General features: G+C 71.7%; 17 protein-coding genes, 1 tRNA gene and 1 pseudogene. 6 read left to right on the top strand and 13 right to left on the bottom strand.

What is annotated here, in order from left to right:
• Positions 1–5 precede the first annotated feature (5 nt).
• A tRNA-Arg gene (locus OG199_RS26950) sits at positions 6–78 on the bottom strand.
• 310 nt (positions 79–388) lie between these two features.
• On the opposite strand from OG199_RS26950, the gene OG199_RS26945 reads away from it, so the two are divergent.
• From OG199_RS26945 to OG199_RS26930, 4 genes are all read left to right on the top strand, one after another.
• Positions 389–1,996 carry a dynamin family protein gene (locus tag OG199_RS26945; protein WP_405831656.1) on the top strand — a complete coding sequence of 536 codons (1,608 nt, stop codon included), beginning with the start codon at positions 389–391 and terminating at the stop codon, positions 1,994–1,996.
• A 143-nt stretch (positions 1,997–2,139) separates the two neighbouring features.
• Positions 2,140–4,299 (top strand): GTPase, encoded by a 2,160-nt coding sequence (locus OG199_RS26940; protein ID WP_405831655.1) that lies wholly within the window; start codon positions 2,140–2,142, stop codon positions 4,297–4,299.
• A gap of 269 nt (positions 4,300–4,568) precedes the next feature.
• The gene (locus OG199_RS26935; RefSeq protein WP_356800916.1) at positions 4,569–5,039 is read left to right on the top strand and encodes a single-stranded DNA-binding protein; all 471 of its coding nucleotides are present in this window, start codon (positions 4,569–4,571) and stop codon (positions 5,037–5,039) included.
• Between the two features lie 350 nt (positions 5,040–5,389).
• Positions 5,390–6,826 (top strand): Cys-Gln thioester bond-forming surface protein, encoded by a 1,437-nt coding sequence (locus OG199_RS26930; RefSeq protein WP_405831652.1) that lies wholly within the window; start codon positions 5,390–5,392, stop codon positions 6,824–6,826.
• A 201-nt stretch (positions 6,827–7,027) separates the two neighbouring features.
• Here OG199_RS26930 and OG199_RS26925 read toward each other — a convergent pair whose 3' ends face one another.
• The 4 genes from OG199_RS26925 to OG199_RS26910 form a co-directional block, all read right to left on the bottom strand.
• A complete protein-coding gene (locus OG199_RS26925) occupies positions 7,028–7,621 on the bottom strand; it encodes a sigma-70 family RNA polymerase sigma factor (protein ID WP_405831650.1) in 594 nt (197 codons plus the stop codon).
• A 138-nt stretch (positions 7,622–7,759) separates the two neighbouring features.
• Positions 7,760–8,473: a hypothetical protein gene (locus OG199_RS26920; RefSeq protein WP_405831649.1), complete on the bottom strand. Its 714-nt coding sequence runs from the start codon at positions 8,471–8,473 to the stop codon at positions 7,760–7,762.
• Between the two features lie 213 nt (positions 8,474–8,686).
• Entirely contained in the window at positions 8,687–9,505 is an 819-nt protein-coding gene (locus tag OG199_RS26915) for a YcnI family protein (RefSeq protein ID WP_356800913.1), read from the bottom strand.
• A gap of 30 nt (positions 9,506–9,535) precedes the next feature.
• Complete coding sequence (locus OG199_RS26910; protein ID WP_405831647.1) at positions 9,536–10,114, bottom strand: hypothetical protein; 579 nt, start codon at positions 10,112–10,114, stop codon at positions 9,536–9,538.
• A gap of 119 nt (positions 10,115–10,233) precedes the next feature.
• Here OG199_RS26910 and OG199_RS26905 point away from each other — a divergent pair, with 119 nt between their 5' ends.
• Positions 10,234–11,193 (top strand): D-2-hydroxyacid dehydrogenase family protein, encoded by a 960-nt coding sequence (locus OG199_RS26905; RefSeq protein WP_401808598.1) that lies wholly within the window; start codon positions 10,234–10,236, stop codon positions 11,191–11,193.
• 110 nt (positions 11,194–11,303) lie between these two features.
• On the opposite strand, the gene OG199_RS26900 is transcribed toward OG199_RS26905, so the two are convergent.
• Entirely contained in the window at positions 11,304–11,885 is a 582-nt protein-coding gene (locus OG199_RS26900) for a DUF2087 domain-containing protein (protein ID WP_405831646.1), read from the bottom strand.
• A gap of 205 nt (positions 11,886–12,090) precedes the next feature.
• On the opposite strand from OG199_RS26900, the gene OG199_RS26895 reads away from it, so the two are divergent.
• Complete coding sequence (locus OG199_RS26895) at positions 12,091–12,408, top strand: chaplin (RefSeq protein WP_405831644.1); 318 nt, start codon at positions 12,091–12,093, stop codon at positions 12,406–12,408.
• Positions 12,409–12,520: 112 nt separating this feature from the next.
• On the opposite strand, the gene OG199_RS26890 is transcribed toward OG199_RS26895, so the two are convergent.
• The 7 genes and pseudogenes from OG199_RS26890 to OG199_RS26860 form a co-directional block, all read right to left on the bottom strand.
• Positions 12,521–13,387, bottom strand: a complete 867-nt coding sequence (locus OG199_RS26890; protein WP_401808593.1) for a tyrosinase family protein — start codon at positions 13,385–13,387, stop codon at positions 12,521–12,523.
• On the bottom strand, positions 13,371–13,796 hold the full coding sequence (locus OG199_RS26885; protein ID WP_356800907.1) for a tyrosinase family oxidase copper chaperone: 426 nt from the start codon (positions 13,794–13,796) through the stop codon (positions 13,371–13,373). The genes OG199_RS26890 and OG199_RS26885 overlap by 17 nt, the downstream gene beginning before the upstream one ends.
• 70 nt (positions 13,797–13,866) lie before the next feature.
• Entirely contained in the window at positions 13,867–14,385 is a 519-nt protein-coding gene (locus OG199_RS26880) for a hypothetical protein (RefSeq protein ID WP_405831642.1), read from the bottom strand.
• 101 nt (positions 14,386–14,486) lie between these two features.
• Complete coding sequence (locus OG199_RS26875) at positions 14,487–15,071, bottom strand: vitamin K epoxide reductase family protein (protein WP_405831640.1); 585 nt, start codon at positions 15,069–15,071, stop codon at positions 14,487–14,489.
• Positions 15,071–15,568, bottom strand: coding sequence for a DUF5949 family protein (locus OG199_RS26870; RefSeq protein WP_401808587.1), 498 nt, complete (start codon positions 15,566–15,568; stop codon positions 15,071–15,073). The genes OG199_RS26875 and OG199_RS26870 overlap by 1 nt, the downstream gene beginning before the upstream one ends.
• A 264-nt stretch (positions 15,569–15,832) precedes the next feature.
• A pseudogene (locus OG199_RS26865) lies at positions 15,833–16,029 on the bottom strand (chaplin).
• 98 nt (positions 16,030–16,127) lie between these two features.
• Complete coding sequence (locus OG199_RS26860; protein ID WP_402171738.1) at positions 16,128–16,430, bottom strand: hypothetical protein; 303 nt, start codon at positions 16,428–16,430, stop codon at positions 16,128–16,130.
• Positions 16,431–16,644: the final 214 nt, after the last annotated feature.

Genomic DNA, 16,644 nt, shown 5'->3' with positions numbered 1-16,644 from the left:
ACTTGCGCCCCCGGCAGGACTCGAACCTGCGGCCAAGCGCTTAGAAGGCGCCTGCTCTATCCACTGAGCTACGGGGGCCGGGTGTGGTGGCCGGTGTCGCAGTGCCCGGGTGTGGGCCGATCCGTGACCTTGTCGGGGACAAGGATAGGGCTCCCGGGTCCTTGTCCCTGGTGCTTCACCTCCGTGGCTCGATGTGGAGGTTCAGTGAAGCGGTCCTGATAATCGCAGGCAGGTACGAATCATGCACCGCTTTTGGCGCCCGGCGCCCCGGGTGTTGTGCACTCGTTATGCCTGCACCCCAGTCGCCCCTTCCGTTCCCTATGTCCTGTCGGCGCGCAGGTGTGGCCATATGCTTCAGAAAGCCTCCAAAATTGGGCATTCTTCGCATGTGGTGACCTTGGACGTACGGCCCCAGCTGCTCGACGCACTCTCCGCCCTGCGCGACCGTGTCGCCGCCGCACGCTTCCCGCTGCCCCTGGCGGGGGCTCCACGCGCGCGTGCCAACCGCGACGAACTGCTCGCACAGCTCAACGACTATTTGGTGCCCCGGTTGAGAGACCCCGAAGCGCCGCTTCTGGCCGTGGTCGGTGGATCCACCGGGGCGGGTAAATCCACCCTCGTCAACTCCCTTGTGGGACGCCGGGTCAGCGAGGCCGGAGTACTCCGGCCGACGACCCGTACACCGGTACTGGTGTGTCATCCGGAGGATCATCACTGGTTCAGCGGAATGCGGGTGCTCCCCGGCCTCACCCGCGTGTGGATGCCCCACCAGGAGCCCGGCGACGACCTGCCCGCGTCCGTCGAGCGAGGCGAACGGGTGCTCCGGGTCGAGACCGTCGACACCCTCCCCCGCGGCCTCGCCCTGCTCGACGCCCCCGACGTCGACTCCCTGGTCGCCGACAACCGCGTACTCGCCGCGGAACTGATCAGCGCGGCCGACATCTGGGTCATGGTGACCACGGCCGCGCGGTACGCCGATGCCGTTCCCTGGCACCTGCTGCGCACCGCCAAGGAGCACAGGGCGACCCTCGTCACCGTCCTCGACCGGGTGCCCCACCAGGTGGTGTCCGAGGTCTCGCGGCAGTACGGCGCCCTGCTGACCAAGGCCGGGCTCGGCGAGGTGCCCCGCTTCACGGTGCCCGAGCTGCCCGAGTCCGCGTGGGGCGGCGGCCTGCTGCCCGCCTCCGCCGTCGCACCGTTGCGTACGTGGCTCGTGCACCAGACACAGGACGCCGGCGCCAGACGCCAGGCGATGGCCCGTACCGCCCATGGGGTCCTCGACTCCTTGAAGGTCCGGATGCCGGAACTGGCGAGCGCGGCCGCGGCCCAGTACGCCGCCGCGCTGCGGCTCACCGCGGCCGTCGACGGCGCGTACGACAGGGAGCACGCGCGCGTGCAGGGGCGTCTGCAGGCCGGTGCCGTGCTCGCCGGGGACGCGCTCAAGCGGTGGCGCGCCTATCCGCTGGACTGCACCGCCAGCGAGTTGCTCGACTCGCTCGTCGAGAGTCTTGCCGCCCTGATGCTGTGCACCGTCACGGCCGCCGACGAGCGCGTGGACGAGGCCTGGCGCCGCGAACCGGCCGCGGGAGTTCCGGAGCTGACGGACCGTGATTCGGCCCTGGAGAGCCCCGAGCATCGGATCGGAGTGGCCGTCCGACGGTGGCGACGGGTCCTGGAGGAGTACGCCGAGGAAGAGGTCCGCCACCTCGACAAGAGCGCGGCCCCGGACACCGAGGCCGTCGCCGCGCTGGTCGCCACCACGCTCCTGGGCGGCAGCAGGGCACATGCCGCGGGTGAGCAGCTCGCCGACCGGATCGGCGTGCAGGGGGCCCTGCGGCTGCGCGAACGGGGCGGGCACCTCCTCACCGAGTACCTCGACCACACGCTGCACACCGAGCGCGAACGTCGCCTGGCTCCGCTCGACGCCCTCGACGTCCATCCGGAGCCCCAGTCCGAACTCATCGCCGCGCTGTCCGTACTGCAGAAGGAGAGGTGACCGCGATGACCGCCGTCACAGACCACACGGACCACACGGACCACACAGATCACACGGGCCACCCAGGTCACACGGATCGCTCAGATCACACGGGTCACGACGCCCACGTCGAGCGCGTCGGTGACGGGTCCTCCGGAAACGGCGTGTCGGACCACGGCGCGTCCGAGCGGGACGCCTCCGCCCAGGACACCTCCGCCCGGGGCGCATCGGGCGACGGCCCCTCCGGGGGGTCCCACGACGAGGACCGGTCCCCTGCTGCCGCCCGCGAGAAAATCGCGGACAGGGAGCCGGCACCTGGCCCGGCCCGGGATGGCCACCAGGACCGCGAGGACCGCATGGACCACGAGGCCCGCCAGGACCGCACGGATCACCAGGGCCACGGAACCCACGGGCCGCGCGAGAACCGTGAGGCCCGCGACCACCGTGAGGCCCACGGGAGCCACGAGACCCGCGAGGTCACCGAGGGCGCCGGGAACCGCCCCCCGGACGCCCCCCACCACGCCGGCCACACGCACCTGGAGCGCGACCCGGCCCACGCGCGCGTGAAGGACGACGCCGGGCACGCGCGCGTGAAGGGCGACGGCGCCCCCGCACGTACCGAACCCGAGTCCGTCTGGGACGACGGGCTGATCGCCCGCCGCGCGTCCGACACCCCCACGGTCCAGGAAACCCCGGCACCGGAGACCAGGACCGCCGCACAGGCTCCCCCGCCCCCTCTCGCGTACGACGGCCCCCTGCGTTCGCGACTCGACGCGCTCCGGGAGCTGGTCGGACTGTCACGCACCCGTCTCGACGCCAGGACCCTCGCCGAGGCGGGCAGGGTTCTCGACGAGGCGGCCGCGCGGCGCAAGCTCTCGGGGCAGCACACCGTCGTCGCCATCGCCGGAGCGACCGGCAGCGGCAAGTCACAGCTCTTCAACGCGCTCGCCGGGGTGACCATCTCGGAGACCGGCGTCCGCAGGCCGACCACCGCGGCGCCCATCGCCTGCAGTTGGAGCGACGGCGCGGCGACGCTCATCGACCGGCTCGGCATCCCGGGGCGGCTGCGCAGGCGCCCTCTGCAGAGCCCGGAGGCGGAGGCCCAGTTGCACGGCCTCGTCCTGGTCGACCTGCCCGACCACGACTCCGCCGCCGTCCAGCACCGCGAACACGTGGATCGCATCCTGGCGCTCGTCGACGCGGTCATCTGGGTCGTGGATCCCGAGAAGTACGCGGACGCCATGCTTCATGAGCGCTATCTGCGGCCCATGGCGGGGCACGCGGAGGTCTCCTTCGTGGTCCTCAACCAGGTGGACCGGCTGCCGGGCGAGGCCGCCGACCAGGTCCTCGACGACCTCCGCAGGCTGCTCGACGAGGACGGGATCGCGCTGGGCGAGTACGGCGAACCGGGCGCGACCGTGCTCGCGCTGTCCGCGCTCACCGGGGAAGGCGTCGGTGAACTGCGGGATGCCCTCGGGCAGTTCGTGGCCGAGCGCGGAGCCGCCGCACGTCGGATTTCGGCCGATCTCGACGCGGCCGCCACTCGGCTGCGGCCCCTGTACGCGACCGGTCAGCGCACGGGGCTCAGCGAGGAGGCGCGCGACGAGTTCTCGGACCGGCTCGCGGACGCGGTGGGCGCCACCGCGGCCGGCCAGGCGGCGGAGCGTGCGTGGCGCCGCAACGCCAACCGCGCCTGCGGCACCCCCTGGCTGCGGCTGTGGCACTGGTGCCAGGACCGGCGCGAGCCACCGACCGGACGGCACGCGCTGCGGATGCCCGCCGACGAGGAGGCCACGGCCCGCCAGCGTGTCGAGCAGGCCGTCCGTACGGTGGCGGACCGGGCCGCTCGCGGTCTCCCCGCGCCCTGGGCACTGGCGGTGCGCGAGGCGGCCGTACGCGGCGCACAGGGGCTGCCGGAGGCTCTGGACGAGATGGCGACGCGTGCCGCGACACCGGCGGGGCGGCCGCCACGGCCGGGCTGGTGGCCGGTCGCCGTTCTCGCGCAGGCGTCAATGACGATCCTTCAGGTCGTCGGCGGGCTGTGGCTGCTGGGGCAGATCGTCGGGTTCATGGCGCCGAACCTCTGGGTGCCGGTGCTGCTGATGGTGGCGGGCATCATCGGCGGTCCGTTCGTCGAGTGGAGCAGCAGGCTGGCGGCGCGCGGGCCGGCCCGGCGGTACGGACTCGACGCGGAACGACGGTTGCGGGAGGCCGCCGCCGGGTGCGGGAGGGCGCGGGTCCTGGATCCGGTGGCGGCGGAGTTGCTGCGCTATCGGGAGGTACGGGAGCAGTTCGGGCGGGTCACGGGGGCTTCGGTCGGTTGACCTGGGCTGGTCGGCCGACCGGATCTGGTCGGCCGACCGGGGTTGGCGGTGGACCCGGGTCTGGTCGCCGGTCCGGGGCCGGTCGGTTGCGGACCGGGGCCGCGCGATCGATGGCGCCGCACTCCCACGGGTGACGCGGTTGTCCACAATCCTCGGACCGTGCACAGCGTTCAGCGGGCTCGGCCCGGCGAAGGCAGTCTGAACTCGCGGCGATCGCAGCGCATGCGATCGCCGCGACAGACGCAGTCGTACGGGAGAGGGGTCCGGGCATGAACGAGACGATGGTCTGCGCGGTGGGCAACGTGGCGACACAGCCGGTGTACCGAGAGCTGGCGAACGGTGCCTCGGCGAGGTTCCGCCTCGCGGTGACGGCGCGATATTGGGACCGCGAGAAGAGCACGTGGACGGACGGCCACACCAACTTCTTCACCGTGTGGGCCAATCGAGCACTCGCCACCAACGTGGGGGCGTCCCTGTCGGTGGGCGATCCCGTCATCGTGCAGGGCAGGCTGAAGGTACGCACCGAGGTGCGCGAGGGGCAGAGCTGGACGTCGGCGGACATCGACGCGGTGGCGATCGGCCACGACCTCTCACGCGGCACTTCGGCTTTCCGGCGCCCGCACAAGGAGGGTGACGCACCGTCGGATCCCCGGCCGCCCGAGCCCAACTGGGAGACGGAGCCCGGAAGTCCGCCCGAGGCCGCTTCCCGTCAGCAGGCGACGCCGGCCGGGGTGACCTGAGCCCGGGTGGGGACGGTCGCGTGCGCGTCCGGACGGTGAACGCGGCGGCGGTGCCGCTGCCGTGCTCATCCAGGTCGCCGGACGGTCAGACCGAACTGCGCCTTATCGACGCGTACATGCGGTTTCGTCGTGGAACGCTCTCCCGACAGTCGCCATGGATTTGTCGATATGCGCAGCTCACAGCCTTGCTGAGCGATAACGATTCCGATTCGGATCGGTTATTCGGATGGAATGCCCGGGGAGCGTGGTGCGCCGCGTCCTTAGGATGCCGGGCATAGCTCACGGGGCTTCTGATTCTGCTGGCGGGACCGTCCCCCCATGTCAACGGGTCCTGCTCGAAGGGGAATTCTGTGTTTTCTGCGCTCTCTGCGCTCTCTGCGTTCTCTGCGGCGTCCGCTTCGGCGGCGGCGCGCAGGCGAGGGACCGGCCGTCTCGTCGCCGCGACGGTGGTGTCGGGGCTCGTCGCCGCCGGTGCGATGTTCACCGCCGGTCCGGCCGTCGCGGACGAGGTCCCGCAGAGTCAGGGCGGCGCGACCGCGAGCATCACCGGACTGAAGACGTACGGGTCCGCGGTGATCCACGACAACGGTCAGGACCAGCAGGTGTCCGCGGGTCTGTTCGAGATGTCCGTCGACAACGGCGGCATGTTGCAGACCTACTGCATCGACCTCCACAACCCGACCCAGCGGGACGCCAAGTACCAGGAGACGTCCTGGAGCGGCACGTCGCTGAACGGCAACAAGGACGCGGGCCGGATCCGCTGGATCCTGCAGCACTCCTACCCGCAGGTGAACGACCTGGCGGCGCTGGCCGAGAAGGCCGGGGCGAGCGGCCTCACCGAGCAGGACGCCGCGGCCGGCACACAGGTGGCCATCTGGCGGTATTCGGACGGCGCCGACGTGGACGCGGTGAACCCGCGGGCGGAGAAGCTCGCGGACTATCTGCAGAAGAGCGCGCGGAACATGCCGGAGCCCAAGGCCTCACTGACCCTCGATCCGCCCGCGATCTCCGGTCGCGCCGGTGAGAAGGTGGGCCCGATCACGGTGCACACCGACGCGGACAGTGTGACGGTGACGCCGCCCGCGGACGCCTTCGCGAGCGGTGTGAAGGTCGTCGACAAGGACGGCAAGCCGATCACCTCCGCGGCCAACGGCAGCCGGCTCTACTTCGACGTGCCGAAGGACGGTACGGACGGCTCGGCGGCCCTGACCGTGCAGGCGTCGACGACCGTGCCGGTCGGCCGGGCCTTCGCCTCGGAGTCCCGCAGCCAGACGCAGATCCTGGCCGGCTCCAGTGAGTCGACGGTCTCCGCGACGGCGACGGCCACCTGGGCCGCACAGGGTGCGATACCCGCGCTCTCCGCCGAGAAGAACTGCGCCGAGGGCGGTGTGGACGTCACGGTGGCCAACGCGGGCGACGCGCCGTTCACCTTCGAGCTGATGGATGCCGAGCACACCGTCGCGGCCGGTGAGTCCGTGACGGTGACGGTCCCGCTGCGGGAGGACCAGGCATACGCCTTCGCGGTCACGGGTGCGAACGGCTTCGAGAAGCGGTTCACCGGGATGCTCGACTGCAAGACGCAGGGCAGCGCGAGCGACGTCACGACCCAGACGGTCGGTGAGCCCAGCCCGGCCGTACTGGACGCCGCTTCCGGGGGCACCGACCTCGCCGAGACGGGCGGCTCCGGCGCGACCCCGATCATCACGGGCACAGCCATCGCCCTGGTCGTCCTCGGTGGCGGGGTCGTGTTCCTTCTCCGCCAGAAGAAGACGCCGACGCGGGACTGAACAGGCGCCGGCCAGGCACCGAGCGGCACTGCACCTTGGCAACTCAACAGCGAGTGACCGCGAGTACGAGTACGTGCGCTCGTGAGCCAACGGCCCCGGCCCGCCCCTTGGGCGTCCGGGGCCCCCTCCTCTCCGGCAGGCCTGTCACCGCTCGTGTCAGGCCTCGTCAGGCCCCGCCGCCTTTCGTGCCGAGCCCCCCCGTCAGGCAGCCGTGTCGGCCGGCCCGCAGAGCTCGGCGTCGGACAGCGAGGCGATGAGGGAGGTACGGGCACGGGCCACCCGTGAGCGGACCGTGCCGATCGGGCAGTCGCTCACCAGCGCCGCCTCCGCGTAGGGCAGTCCCAGGAGCTGGGTCAGTACGAAGGCCTCCCGGCGTTCCTCGGGCAGTCCGGCAAGCAGGTCGTCGAGCGCGATGCCTTCGTCGAAGCCCGGCAGGCCGCGCGGCTGGGCGCGTTCGACGGCGAGTTGCCAGTCGTCGAAGTCGGCGGGCCGGGGCCGGGTGGCCGCGCTCCGGAAGCTGTCGACCACGGCGCGGCGTGCGATGGCAAGCAGCCAGGCGCGGGCCGAGGAGCGGCCCTCGAAGCGGTGCAGGCTGCCGAGGGCCCGCAGAAAGGTGTCCTGGGCCAGGTCGTCCGCGGTCTGGGGGTCCGCGCCGAGGTAGGCGACGTAGCGGCGTACGTCTCGGTGGAGGGCGCGGACGAAGTGGTCCACGGCTTCGGGGTCGCCGCCGCGGGCGGCCATCGCCCAGGCCGTCAGCGAGGCGTCACGTGAGGTGGGCAGGGCAGGAGTGGTCACCTGGGGTCCTTCTCGGTCATCCGGGATCCGGCCCCGGCGCGCGGGAGCGGCCCAGGGGTCCGGTGAGGGGGACGGCCGCGCGCGAAGGCGCGGCTCGGCCCGGGGCGCACGGTGGTCGCCCCGGGATGCCGGCTGTCGTCAGACGACAGCGGTCCCAGCGGGCGGACCCCGAGAAGTGATCGCGTGGACGAGAAGGAGCAGGCGCGGAGCACGCGCCGGGCGATGACGCCGCAGGCGCGGGCGTGAGGGGCCCACCGGGGCGGGCAGCGCCAGGAGCAGCCGCAGCGGGGCGGCCAGCCGGGCCGCGAGGGCCCGCAGGACCCGGAAGGCGGCGCGCTCTCCGTGCGCGAGCCAGAGGCCGCACAGCAGGGCGGCCAGCAGGTGAGCGGCGAGCATGCCGAGCGAGGAGGTGCCGCCCGCCGCGCCGCCCATGTGGTCCATGGCTCCCATGGCCCCCATGTTCATGGAGTCCATACCCCCGGGGCCCATGGGCATGGCGTCTGCGGGCATGGCATCTGTGGACATGGCGCCAGCGGTCACGGCTCCCGCGGACATGGAGCCCATTCCCGGGGTGCCCGTGGTGGGCGTGGTGGACGCGGACGCCTGGGCGAGCGAGAACGCCGAGTGGAGTGCCGTCTGAGTGACCATCACCGCGGCCACGATCAGGGGCAGTCCACGCTCCCGGCCGGCCAGGCCCCACCCCGTGCCGCCGATCACCACGACCGAGGCGCCGAGGACCCACGGAGGCACCTCGGCGCCGGACATCATCACGTGCCCGAGGGCGGCGAGCAGCACACAGACCGCGGCGAACACCGCGGCCCGTACCGTGCGCGCACACCACCCAGCTGTCATGGCGGCCTCATCCTCGCATCCGTGCGCCGGTCGTCACGGAGAGGTACGGAAATTTCCCGCGCTCCGCTCACGCCCGGGCCGGGCCCGGCTCATGCCGGGGCGGCCTCGGCCCATGCCGGAGGGACGGTCCGGGGCGGGCTTCGGCGGCCGTCGCCCCGTCGGCGGCATTGCGGCCGGGCGGCCGACGGGGCGAGGACCGTCCGCTCGCCGAGGCTACGAACCGGTGTTGCGGCCGCGTACGAGGGCGAACGCCGCCGCGCCCAGGCCGAGGACGCCCACGACCAGCCCGGCGATGCCGAGGCCTCGCGCCGTGGAGTCACTGCTCGACGCCGAGCTCTTGGCCGAGGGGGCCGGAGCCGAGCTCGACGCCGACGACGTGTCGGAGCCCGACTCGGAACCCGACCCCGAATCCGCGGACGAGCCCGCGCCGGAGTCCGCGTCGGAACCGGTCTCCCCCGCCGCCTTGGCGGTGAGGGTGAGCACCGGTGCCGGGTTCTCCGGCTCCTCCCCGCCCTTCTGCGTCTCCTCGATCCAGCGGGCGACATTGCCGTCGGAGTACGTCTGCAGTGTCTTGAAGGCCAACTGGCCGGTGTCGTCGGGGAGCTGCCCGAAAGCGACGTCGAAGTCCTGGTACTGGCCGTGCCGGATCCGGCCGCCGGTCCAGGTGATCTCCGAGACGGCCTCGGTGATGGTGCCGTCGTCGGTCTTCACGGGGGTCTTGAGCTTCGTGGTCGTGACCTTCGCCGTCCAGCCGTTCTGGGGGGTGACGAGCACGCCGAGGACCGGGTGGTCCGTCGGGAGGAAGACCTGCACCTTCGTGGTACTGGCGGTGTCCTCCTCGTTGGGGACGCGGAAGGTCAGGACACCGTCCGTGGCTCCCTTGGCGTAGCTCCCGGGGTGGACGGTCACGTGCGCGGAGGCGGCACCGGCGGCGGTCAGGATCCCGGCCGCGGTGAGGGCGGTGACGAGGCCCGCGCGGCGCAGGGTGGTGCGCATCGGGGGCACTGAGAACATCGAGGGCATCGGGGACATCGGCGGAACTCCGTACTGGTGGGAATGCGGTCAGGGCGCGTACGACAGCCCCGGCGGTGGTCCCCGGCGGGACACCGCGTGCCGCAGCAGTACCTGCCGAAGCGGCCCGGGCGCGGCGGCGTTCGGGCAGACGGCGTCCGGCCGGACCGGGCCGCCCGGCGGTCCCGTCCGCACCCGCCACCAGGCCGCGAGCCCCGGCACCAGCGAGACGGCCCGGCGCAGCAGGCACCAGAACGCCGCCTCGCCGCGCCGCAGCCACCAGGTCGCCAGCACGGCTGCCGCCACATGGGCCGCCGTGGCGTGCGGGGTCATGGCATGCGGGTGACTCATGGGCATGTGCATGTTCATCGACATCCGCGGCCTGGCAGCCTCGAACGCGATGTGCAGTCCGGCCTGGGTGGCCAGCATCCCGCCGCCGATCCCGAGGAGCGAACGTTCGCGCCCGCTCAGCAGACAGCCGGCCGCGAACACGGCGAGGAATCCGGCACCGTCCGCCCACAGCGGGGGCGCCTCCCCCGACGCGAGCCCGTGACCACCGGCGGCCAGCAGCACGCACAGCACGGCGAACACCGCCGCGCGCAGGCTCCGTACCTCTGGGGACGCACTCATGAAGCCCAGATACTGCCACGGGGAGCGAACGGCCGTCGCGGCTTCCCCCTCAGTCGCCTCCCGCGGCGGCCGCGAACGCCTCTCGGTTAGGCTCCGGTCGAGCCTGGGAGGGACCTGACATGCGACTTCGCTGTGCTGTGCTCGACGACTACCAGGGGGTGGCGACCGAGGTCGTCGACTGGTCGCCGGTCGCGGACGACGTCGAGGTGGTCGGGTTCCGCGAACACCTCGCCGACGAGGACGCGCTGGCCGCCGCCCTCGCGGACTTCGACATCGTCGTGACGCTGCGCGAGCGGGTGCCCTTCCCCGCCTCGTTGCTGGCCCGGCTGCCCCGCCTGAAGCTGCTGATCGCCTCCGGGATGCGCAACACGGTGATCGACTACGTGGCCGCCGAGGCGCACGGGGTGACCGTGTGCGGCACCCCGAGTTCCTCGACGCCTCCGGTCGAGCTGACGTGGGCGCTGCTGCTGGGTCTCGCGCGGGGTCTCGTCGAGGAGAACGGCGCGTTGCGGGCGGGCGGCTCCTGGCAGAGCACCCTGGGCGCCGACTTGCACGGACGCCGACTGGGTCTGCTCGGGCTCGGGAAGATCGGCGGCAGGGTGGCGCGGGTGGGCCTCGCGTTCGGGATGCGGGTCGGCGCGTGGAGCCGGAACCTCACCGAGGAGCGCGCCGAAGAGGTCGGGGTGGAACGGGCGGCCTCCAAGGAGGAGTTGCTCGCGAGCAGCGACTTCGTCTCGGTGCACCTCGCGCTGGGTGAGAGCACCCGTGGTCTGGTAGGGGCCGCCGAACTGGCCCTCCTCAAACCGACCGCCTATCTCGTCAACACCTCACGCGCGGCGATCGTCGACCAGGACGCGCTGCTCGCGGCCCTGCGCGAGGGCCGGATCGCCGGGGCGGGTGTGGACGTGTTCGATGTCGAGCCGCTCCCCGCCGACCACCCCATGCGCACGGCGCCGCGTCTTCTCGCCACCCCGCATCTGGGCTACGTGTCGCGGGCCAACTACGAGGCGTACTACGGCGGGGCGGTCGAGGACATCCAGGCCTTCCTCGCGGGCAGACCCGTACGCCTCCTCGGCTGAGGATGCGGCCGGACCGAACCAATCGAACCGGAGCGAACCGGAGCGGACCGAACAGGGCAGTCCGGCCCATCCCGGCCCGGTCCACTCCGGCCCGGCCCGAATACGTCGGTTCAGACCTGTGCGGGCCGCCGGTAGACGCCGTGCTGCCGGGTCAGATGGTGCAGGTCCACGAGGTGACGCCGCAGGGTCACATGGTCGACCGGCGCGTCCTCGCACCAGACGCGCAGTTTCTCGTTGACGGTCCGCTCGGGGTACTCGACGCCCGGTTCGAAGGTCTGCTCGGCGATGTGCCGGAGCACGACCAGCTTGCGCTGCCACTGGGCGGGCAGCCGGACCAGGCGCCCGCCGCGTACGAAGGTCCGCAGGACGGCCTCGGTCCGCTCGTCCTCGGAGCCGTGGGTCCCGGCAGGTGTCCGGGTGCCGCGTGCGAAGTGCCTGAAGCGGCCGTAAGCAACGGCCAGTCCCCCGTGGTCGGTGATGACGTCCTGGCTCAGCAGCCGGCGCAGCGCCGTGGTCGCGTCCCTCGGGGACAGTCCCGCCTGCTCCATGACCTTCGTCGGGGTGTCCGCGCCGAGGGCCACCGCGGCGAAGGCGCGGACCCGGATCTCCTCGGCGAACAGCCCGGCCAACGGGTCGATCGGTGGGGAGACCGGTGGGGCGGTCGACGGGGAGGTCGGCAGGTCGGTAGGCATGCCTGGCAGGCTAATTGAGGGCACGCTGCGAGCCGTAGTGGATTTCCGTCCGCGACGCCGGCCCGGGCACGACTCGGCGGCGAGCGGCCCGGTCGAGATGAGTGATCCACCGATGTACGCCGTGACCGGCCGTGGGCAGGCGCGTTGAAGGGGGAGTGCGACCGCGTTCGAGCGGCCGCGCTCACCGATCCAAAGGAGAAACGTGATGTCGCGCATCGCGAAGGCAGCCGGTGTCGCTCTCGGCACGGGCGCCGTGGTCCTCAGCGGGGCCGGTCTCGCCATGGCGGACGCGGGTGCCCAGGGTGCGGCCGTCGGCTCCCCCGGCGTCCTTTCGGGCAATGTCGTCCAGGTCCCGGTCAACGTGCCGGTCAACCTCTGCGGGAACACCGTCGACGTCGTCGGTCTGCTGAACCCGGCCTTCGGCAACACCTGCGCCAACGTCGGCGCCCCCGCCCCGGTCACCAACGTCCCGGTCACCCCCACTCCGGGCGGCTACGGCTCCGACTCCGGCTACGGCAACTGACCTCCGTACGCACGAGGAAGGCCCCCGCAGCATGTGCTGCCGGGGGCCTCGCCGTGACACGGGCGACACCGCTTTCCCCCCCACACGAGCGGGCAGCAGCGGGCCGCGGGGTCTATGCGTACCGGTAGATCCTGCTGTGGTTCTCCAGTTCGTCCGGCGTGACGTCCCAGGGAGGCATCCGTTCGTGCCGGGCGACGATCCGTCCGTGCTGGTCGTTGCCGGAGCCCGGCGGCCGGGCGGGCAGGTAGCGGGCACCCCGGTGGCGTTGCTGCCAGCGGGACCACTGGAGGTCCACGAAGGCGTGGTGCAGCCAGAAGACGGGATCGTTGACCGAGGCGCCACCGAGCATGGCGCCTCCGACCCAGCGGTGGACCCGGTTGTGGTTGTGCCAGGCCGCGCTCCCGGACCCGCGCCCCCACCCTTCGAGCTTGTTGCGGAAGCCCTTGCTGGACGTGGAGTTCCAGGGGGCGGTGTCGTAGACGGGGTCCGCGAGGGCCGAGTCCAGTTCACGCTTCGTGGGCAGCTCGAACGGGCTCTGCCGGCGCCCTAGGTCGCGGGTGAGATAAGCGCCGTCGGTCACCCCCTCCCTGATCGTCCACTTCCCGTGGGCGTAGGCGAAGGGGCCGGTCATGACCTGGCGGTCGGAGTGCCGCCCGTTGCCTCCGAGCAGATCCGCGGTCCAGGGCACCGAGGACGGCTTCCGCTGCCGTGTCCAGTCCCAGTACGGCACGCTCACGCCGGAGTCCACGCGGCGCAGCGCCCGCTCCAGATCCAGCAGGAACCGCCGGTGCCAGGGCAGGAACGAGGGGGCCATGTGGGCCGTGCGCAGGCCCCGGTCGCCGTCCGCCACGTAGTACTCGATGTGCATCCGCACGAACTCGTCGTACTCGCCCCGGCGTTTGACCTCCAGCATCGCGGCGACGAACCGGCGTCGCTCCGCGCCGGTCAGCTTGCTGACGTTCTTACGCGTGTACACCACGGTGGCCGCTCCCCTCCGCCTCCACGCCGCGAAGCTGCTCCGAGGGGCCCAGTTCGTCGACGGCCGCACGCGCGGCGGCCAGCGCGGTCGGATACGACTGGTAGTGGTCCACCATGCTCAGATAGCTGCCGTCCGCACGACGCATCAGGTGCAGCGGCCGGCCGTCCACGGTGACCTGCCACTCACCGCCGCCGACCGCGGCACGGCCGCCCACTCCGGTCCTGGCACCCAGGATGTGGCGGCCGTGGTACACCTCGTCGAACGGGAGGTCGTCGGGGCCGGCCGGGTGCGGGGGCCACGATGCGGCGACGACGGGGGCCAGTACCGCGGCGGCCGCCGACGCGAGCAGGCCGTGCATCACGCCCCTCCGGGTCACCGGCACTGTGCTCGACACTCTGCTGACGGACATGATTCTCTCCTCGGCGGATCCGGTCGGATGAAGCGGCGGTGGCCCACACGGCACTCGGCTCGTGGTGCGGTTACGCCCCCGCGCCCATGCCCAGGTCGGCCTCCGGCACCGTCTTCAGCAGCGGTGTGAGGACGGCGACCTGAGGGAGCTTCGGGTCGGGCATGCCGAGCTGTGCGGGGTTCGGCACGGTGAGAGGGGCGTCCAGGGACAGTCCCGGGGTCAAGGCCGCCAGGTCGGCCGCGGGCGCGTCGAGCCCGAGGTGGTCGAAGCCCTCGCCGAGGACGTGCGGAAGGGCCGTCCGCACGTCCGCCCCCGGCAGCCCGGCGCTGACCGGCAGTTGCGGCACGGCCCGGTCCGGGAGCAGCCGGCCCTCCACGTACCGCGGCCCTTCGGGGCTGCCCGGCATGGGTACCGGCAGTTCCCCGGCGATGTCGGGTACGGGCAGGTTGAGACCCCGTTCCACACCGTCCAGGGGTACGGGGACGGGAACCGATCCGGCGGCGACGGCCGGGGTCACGGCGGCGGCACCGATCACTGCCGCGACACCGGTCACCACGGCGGCAAGAGTTCCTCGGGTGGTCGGCTTCATCTCAGGTACGGTCCCTTTCAGGATTCGGGGGCTCTGGGTCCGTACCGGGTAACGATCCCGCGGCCGACTTCACCTCAAGATTCCCCCGGCGGACTCAAAGGTCAGCTCGTCCAGAAATCCCACCACCGGGTCAGGATCAACATTCCGATGATGCCGACGTGCAGCAGCGGAAAAACCCAGGTGAATTCGCCCAGGAATCCCCTCAACCCATGAGGTGCGGGCAGGAAATCATTTCGTACGTTGAATGACGTCACGTACCAGAACATGATGATCGTGGCGACCCAGGCCAGGCAGCACCACAGGCACAGCGAGTTGATGCGGTACAGGGACTGGAACTGCAACCAGGTGCAGAATCCGACGCCGAAGAGGGTGCCGGCGTTGAAGGTCAGCCAGTACCAGCGCGGGAAGGTGGCCCGCGCCAGCAGGCTCACTCCGACGCAGATCACGATGCCGTACGCCACCAGGCCCAGCATCGGGTTGGGGAACCCGAAGGCCGAGGCCTGGTCGCTCTTCATGATGTTGCCGCAGGAGACGACCGGGTTCAGGCTGCACCCCGGCACGAAGTCCGGGTTCTCCAGCAGCTTGAACTTGTCGATCGTGATGACCCACGCGGCGAGCAGGCCGGCCGCACCGGTGATCACCAGCAACAGGGCGAGCGCACGGCTGCCCCCCGCGGTCCGGGTCATCAGCCGCGCAGGCTGCGCGCGGGCAGGAGCACGTGCGCCGCGCTGAGCAGGGTTTCCTCGTCACCGGCGAACGCGGCCAGGCTCTCGGGGGCGACGGGCCTGCCCGGCTCCGCCTCGGGCCAGGCCCGGGTGGCGAACAGGAAGTAGGCATAGCCACGTTCACCGACCGCCACGAGCCACTCCGGTGGCACGACGCACTGGGCGTTGAGGTACGGCATGGTGACGACGGCCTGGCCGGCCTCGACGAGCAGGGTGAGCGGCAGGCTCGGCTGCCGCGATCCGTCGAGGAGCGTGTCCCCGATGGGCAGACCGTTGTTGCGCAGCAGTTCCTCGATGGCGACCGTGGAGGCACCGGCGCCGCCCTCGCCGTCGCCCAGGGAATAGGCGAGGAGATAGGGCATGTCTCCGTCAGGGGCTTCACCACTGAAGGCCATGACGGCGAGCGTGCCGAGATCTGCGGCCCGGAAACGACGCGTTTCGCTTGAGGTTGAGGTCACCGCGGAACCTTATCGACGCACCCGAACGGACCTCACGCTTTCTCACCCGACCGGGCGACAAGCGGGCGGGTGACCACACGAAAGAGGGACCCGCCTCGAACACGCCAGGCGTCGACCCATTCGAAAGGGCCGGAGCCGCGGGGCACGGAGCCGGCCCTTCCCCCTGAATACCGCCTCCGCCACGGACGGCGCGACGTCAGTCGTGCGCGCAATCAGTTCGGCGCGTAATCAGTTCAGCGCGTACTCAGTCCAGCGCGCAATCTGTCACTGGTTGGCGCAGATGTTCCCGAACGCCGGATTCAGCACGCGGACGACGTCGACCGTGTTGCCGCAGAGGTTCACCGGAACATTCACGGGGACCTGGATGACGTTGCGCCGGAGGCGACACCGGGGGGCCTGAGTGCCGCGCCCTCCGCACCGGCGTCAGCGACGGCACTGCCGGCCGCGGCGCCCGCGGCCATTCCGGCGGTGACGAAAAGGAGAGCGGCCTTGGGGATGTGCCGCTGCCCAGGGATACGCCCACAGCACTTCCGGAAAGGACACGCGCCGAATGAGTCGATCAGCTCTGGAGCGGAAGTCCGCCGAGCAGCTGCGCGGGGCCTCCGGCCGAGTTGAGCGTCTTCGTGGTGCCGTTCAGGGAGTTGAGGACCGAGCCCTTCTTCTCGGTGTCGAGCGCGTCCGACTGGTGCTGCAGGGGCTGCACGTCCTTCAGGCTGAGCGAGCGCTGGCTGGTGATGGTCTCCAGGGCGCCGTTGAGGCTGGTGGGCGTGAGGTCGGAGGCCCCGGCGGCAAAGGCGGGCGCGGCGGCACCAGCGATGACCATGGACCCGGCGACGACAGCGGCGGCCTTCAGGGACTTCATCGTGTTCCTTTCTTCGGCAACTCGCGTCACCGGAGGGAGTTTTTCACTGCGCCCTGACTAACGAGCCCCGCACTGGACGGAAACCCCGTGTGCAGAAGATTCCTGCACCCCACCCGAACACCTCACCCGGGAACGGCGCGTCGCATTCTCATACAAGAGGAGCCGATCAGCCGCCGACGCGAAAAGACCGTCGTGCCGACCGGATCGGTCGGCA

The organism is Streptomyces sp. NBC_01176 (assembly GCF_045039825.1).
Classification (GTDB): Bacteria; Actinomycetota; Actinomycetes; order Streptomycetales; family Streptomycetaceae; genus Streptomyces.
The sequence above is the reverse complement of the archived record's forward strand: the minus strand, read 5'-3'. Positions and strand labels throughout refer to the sequence as shown.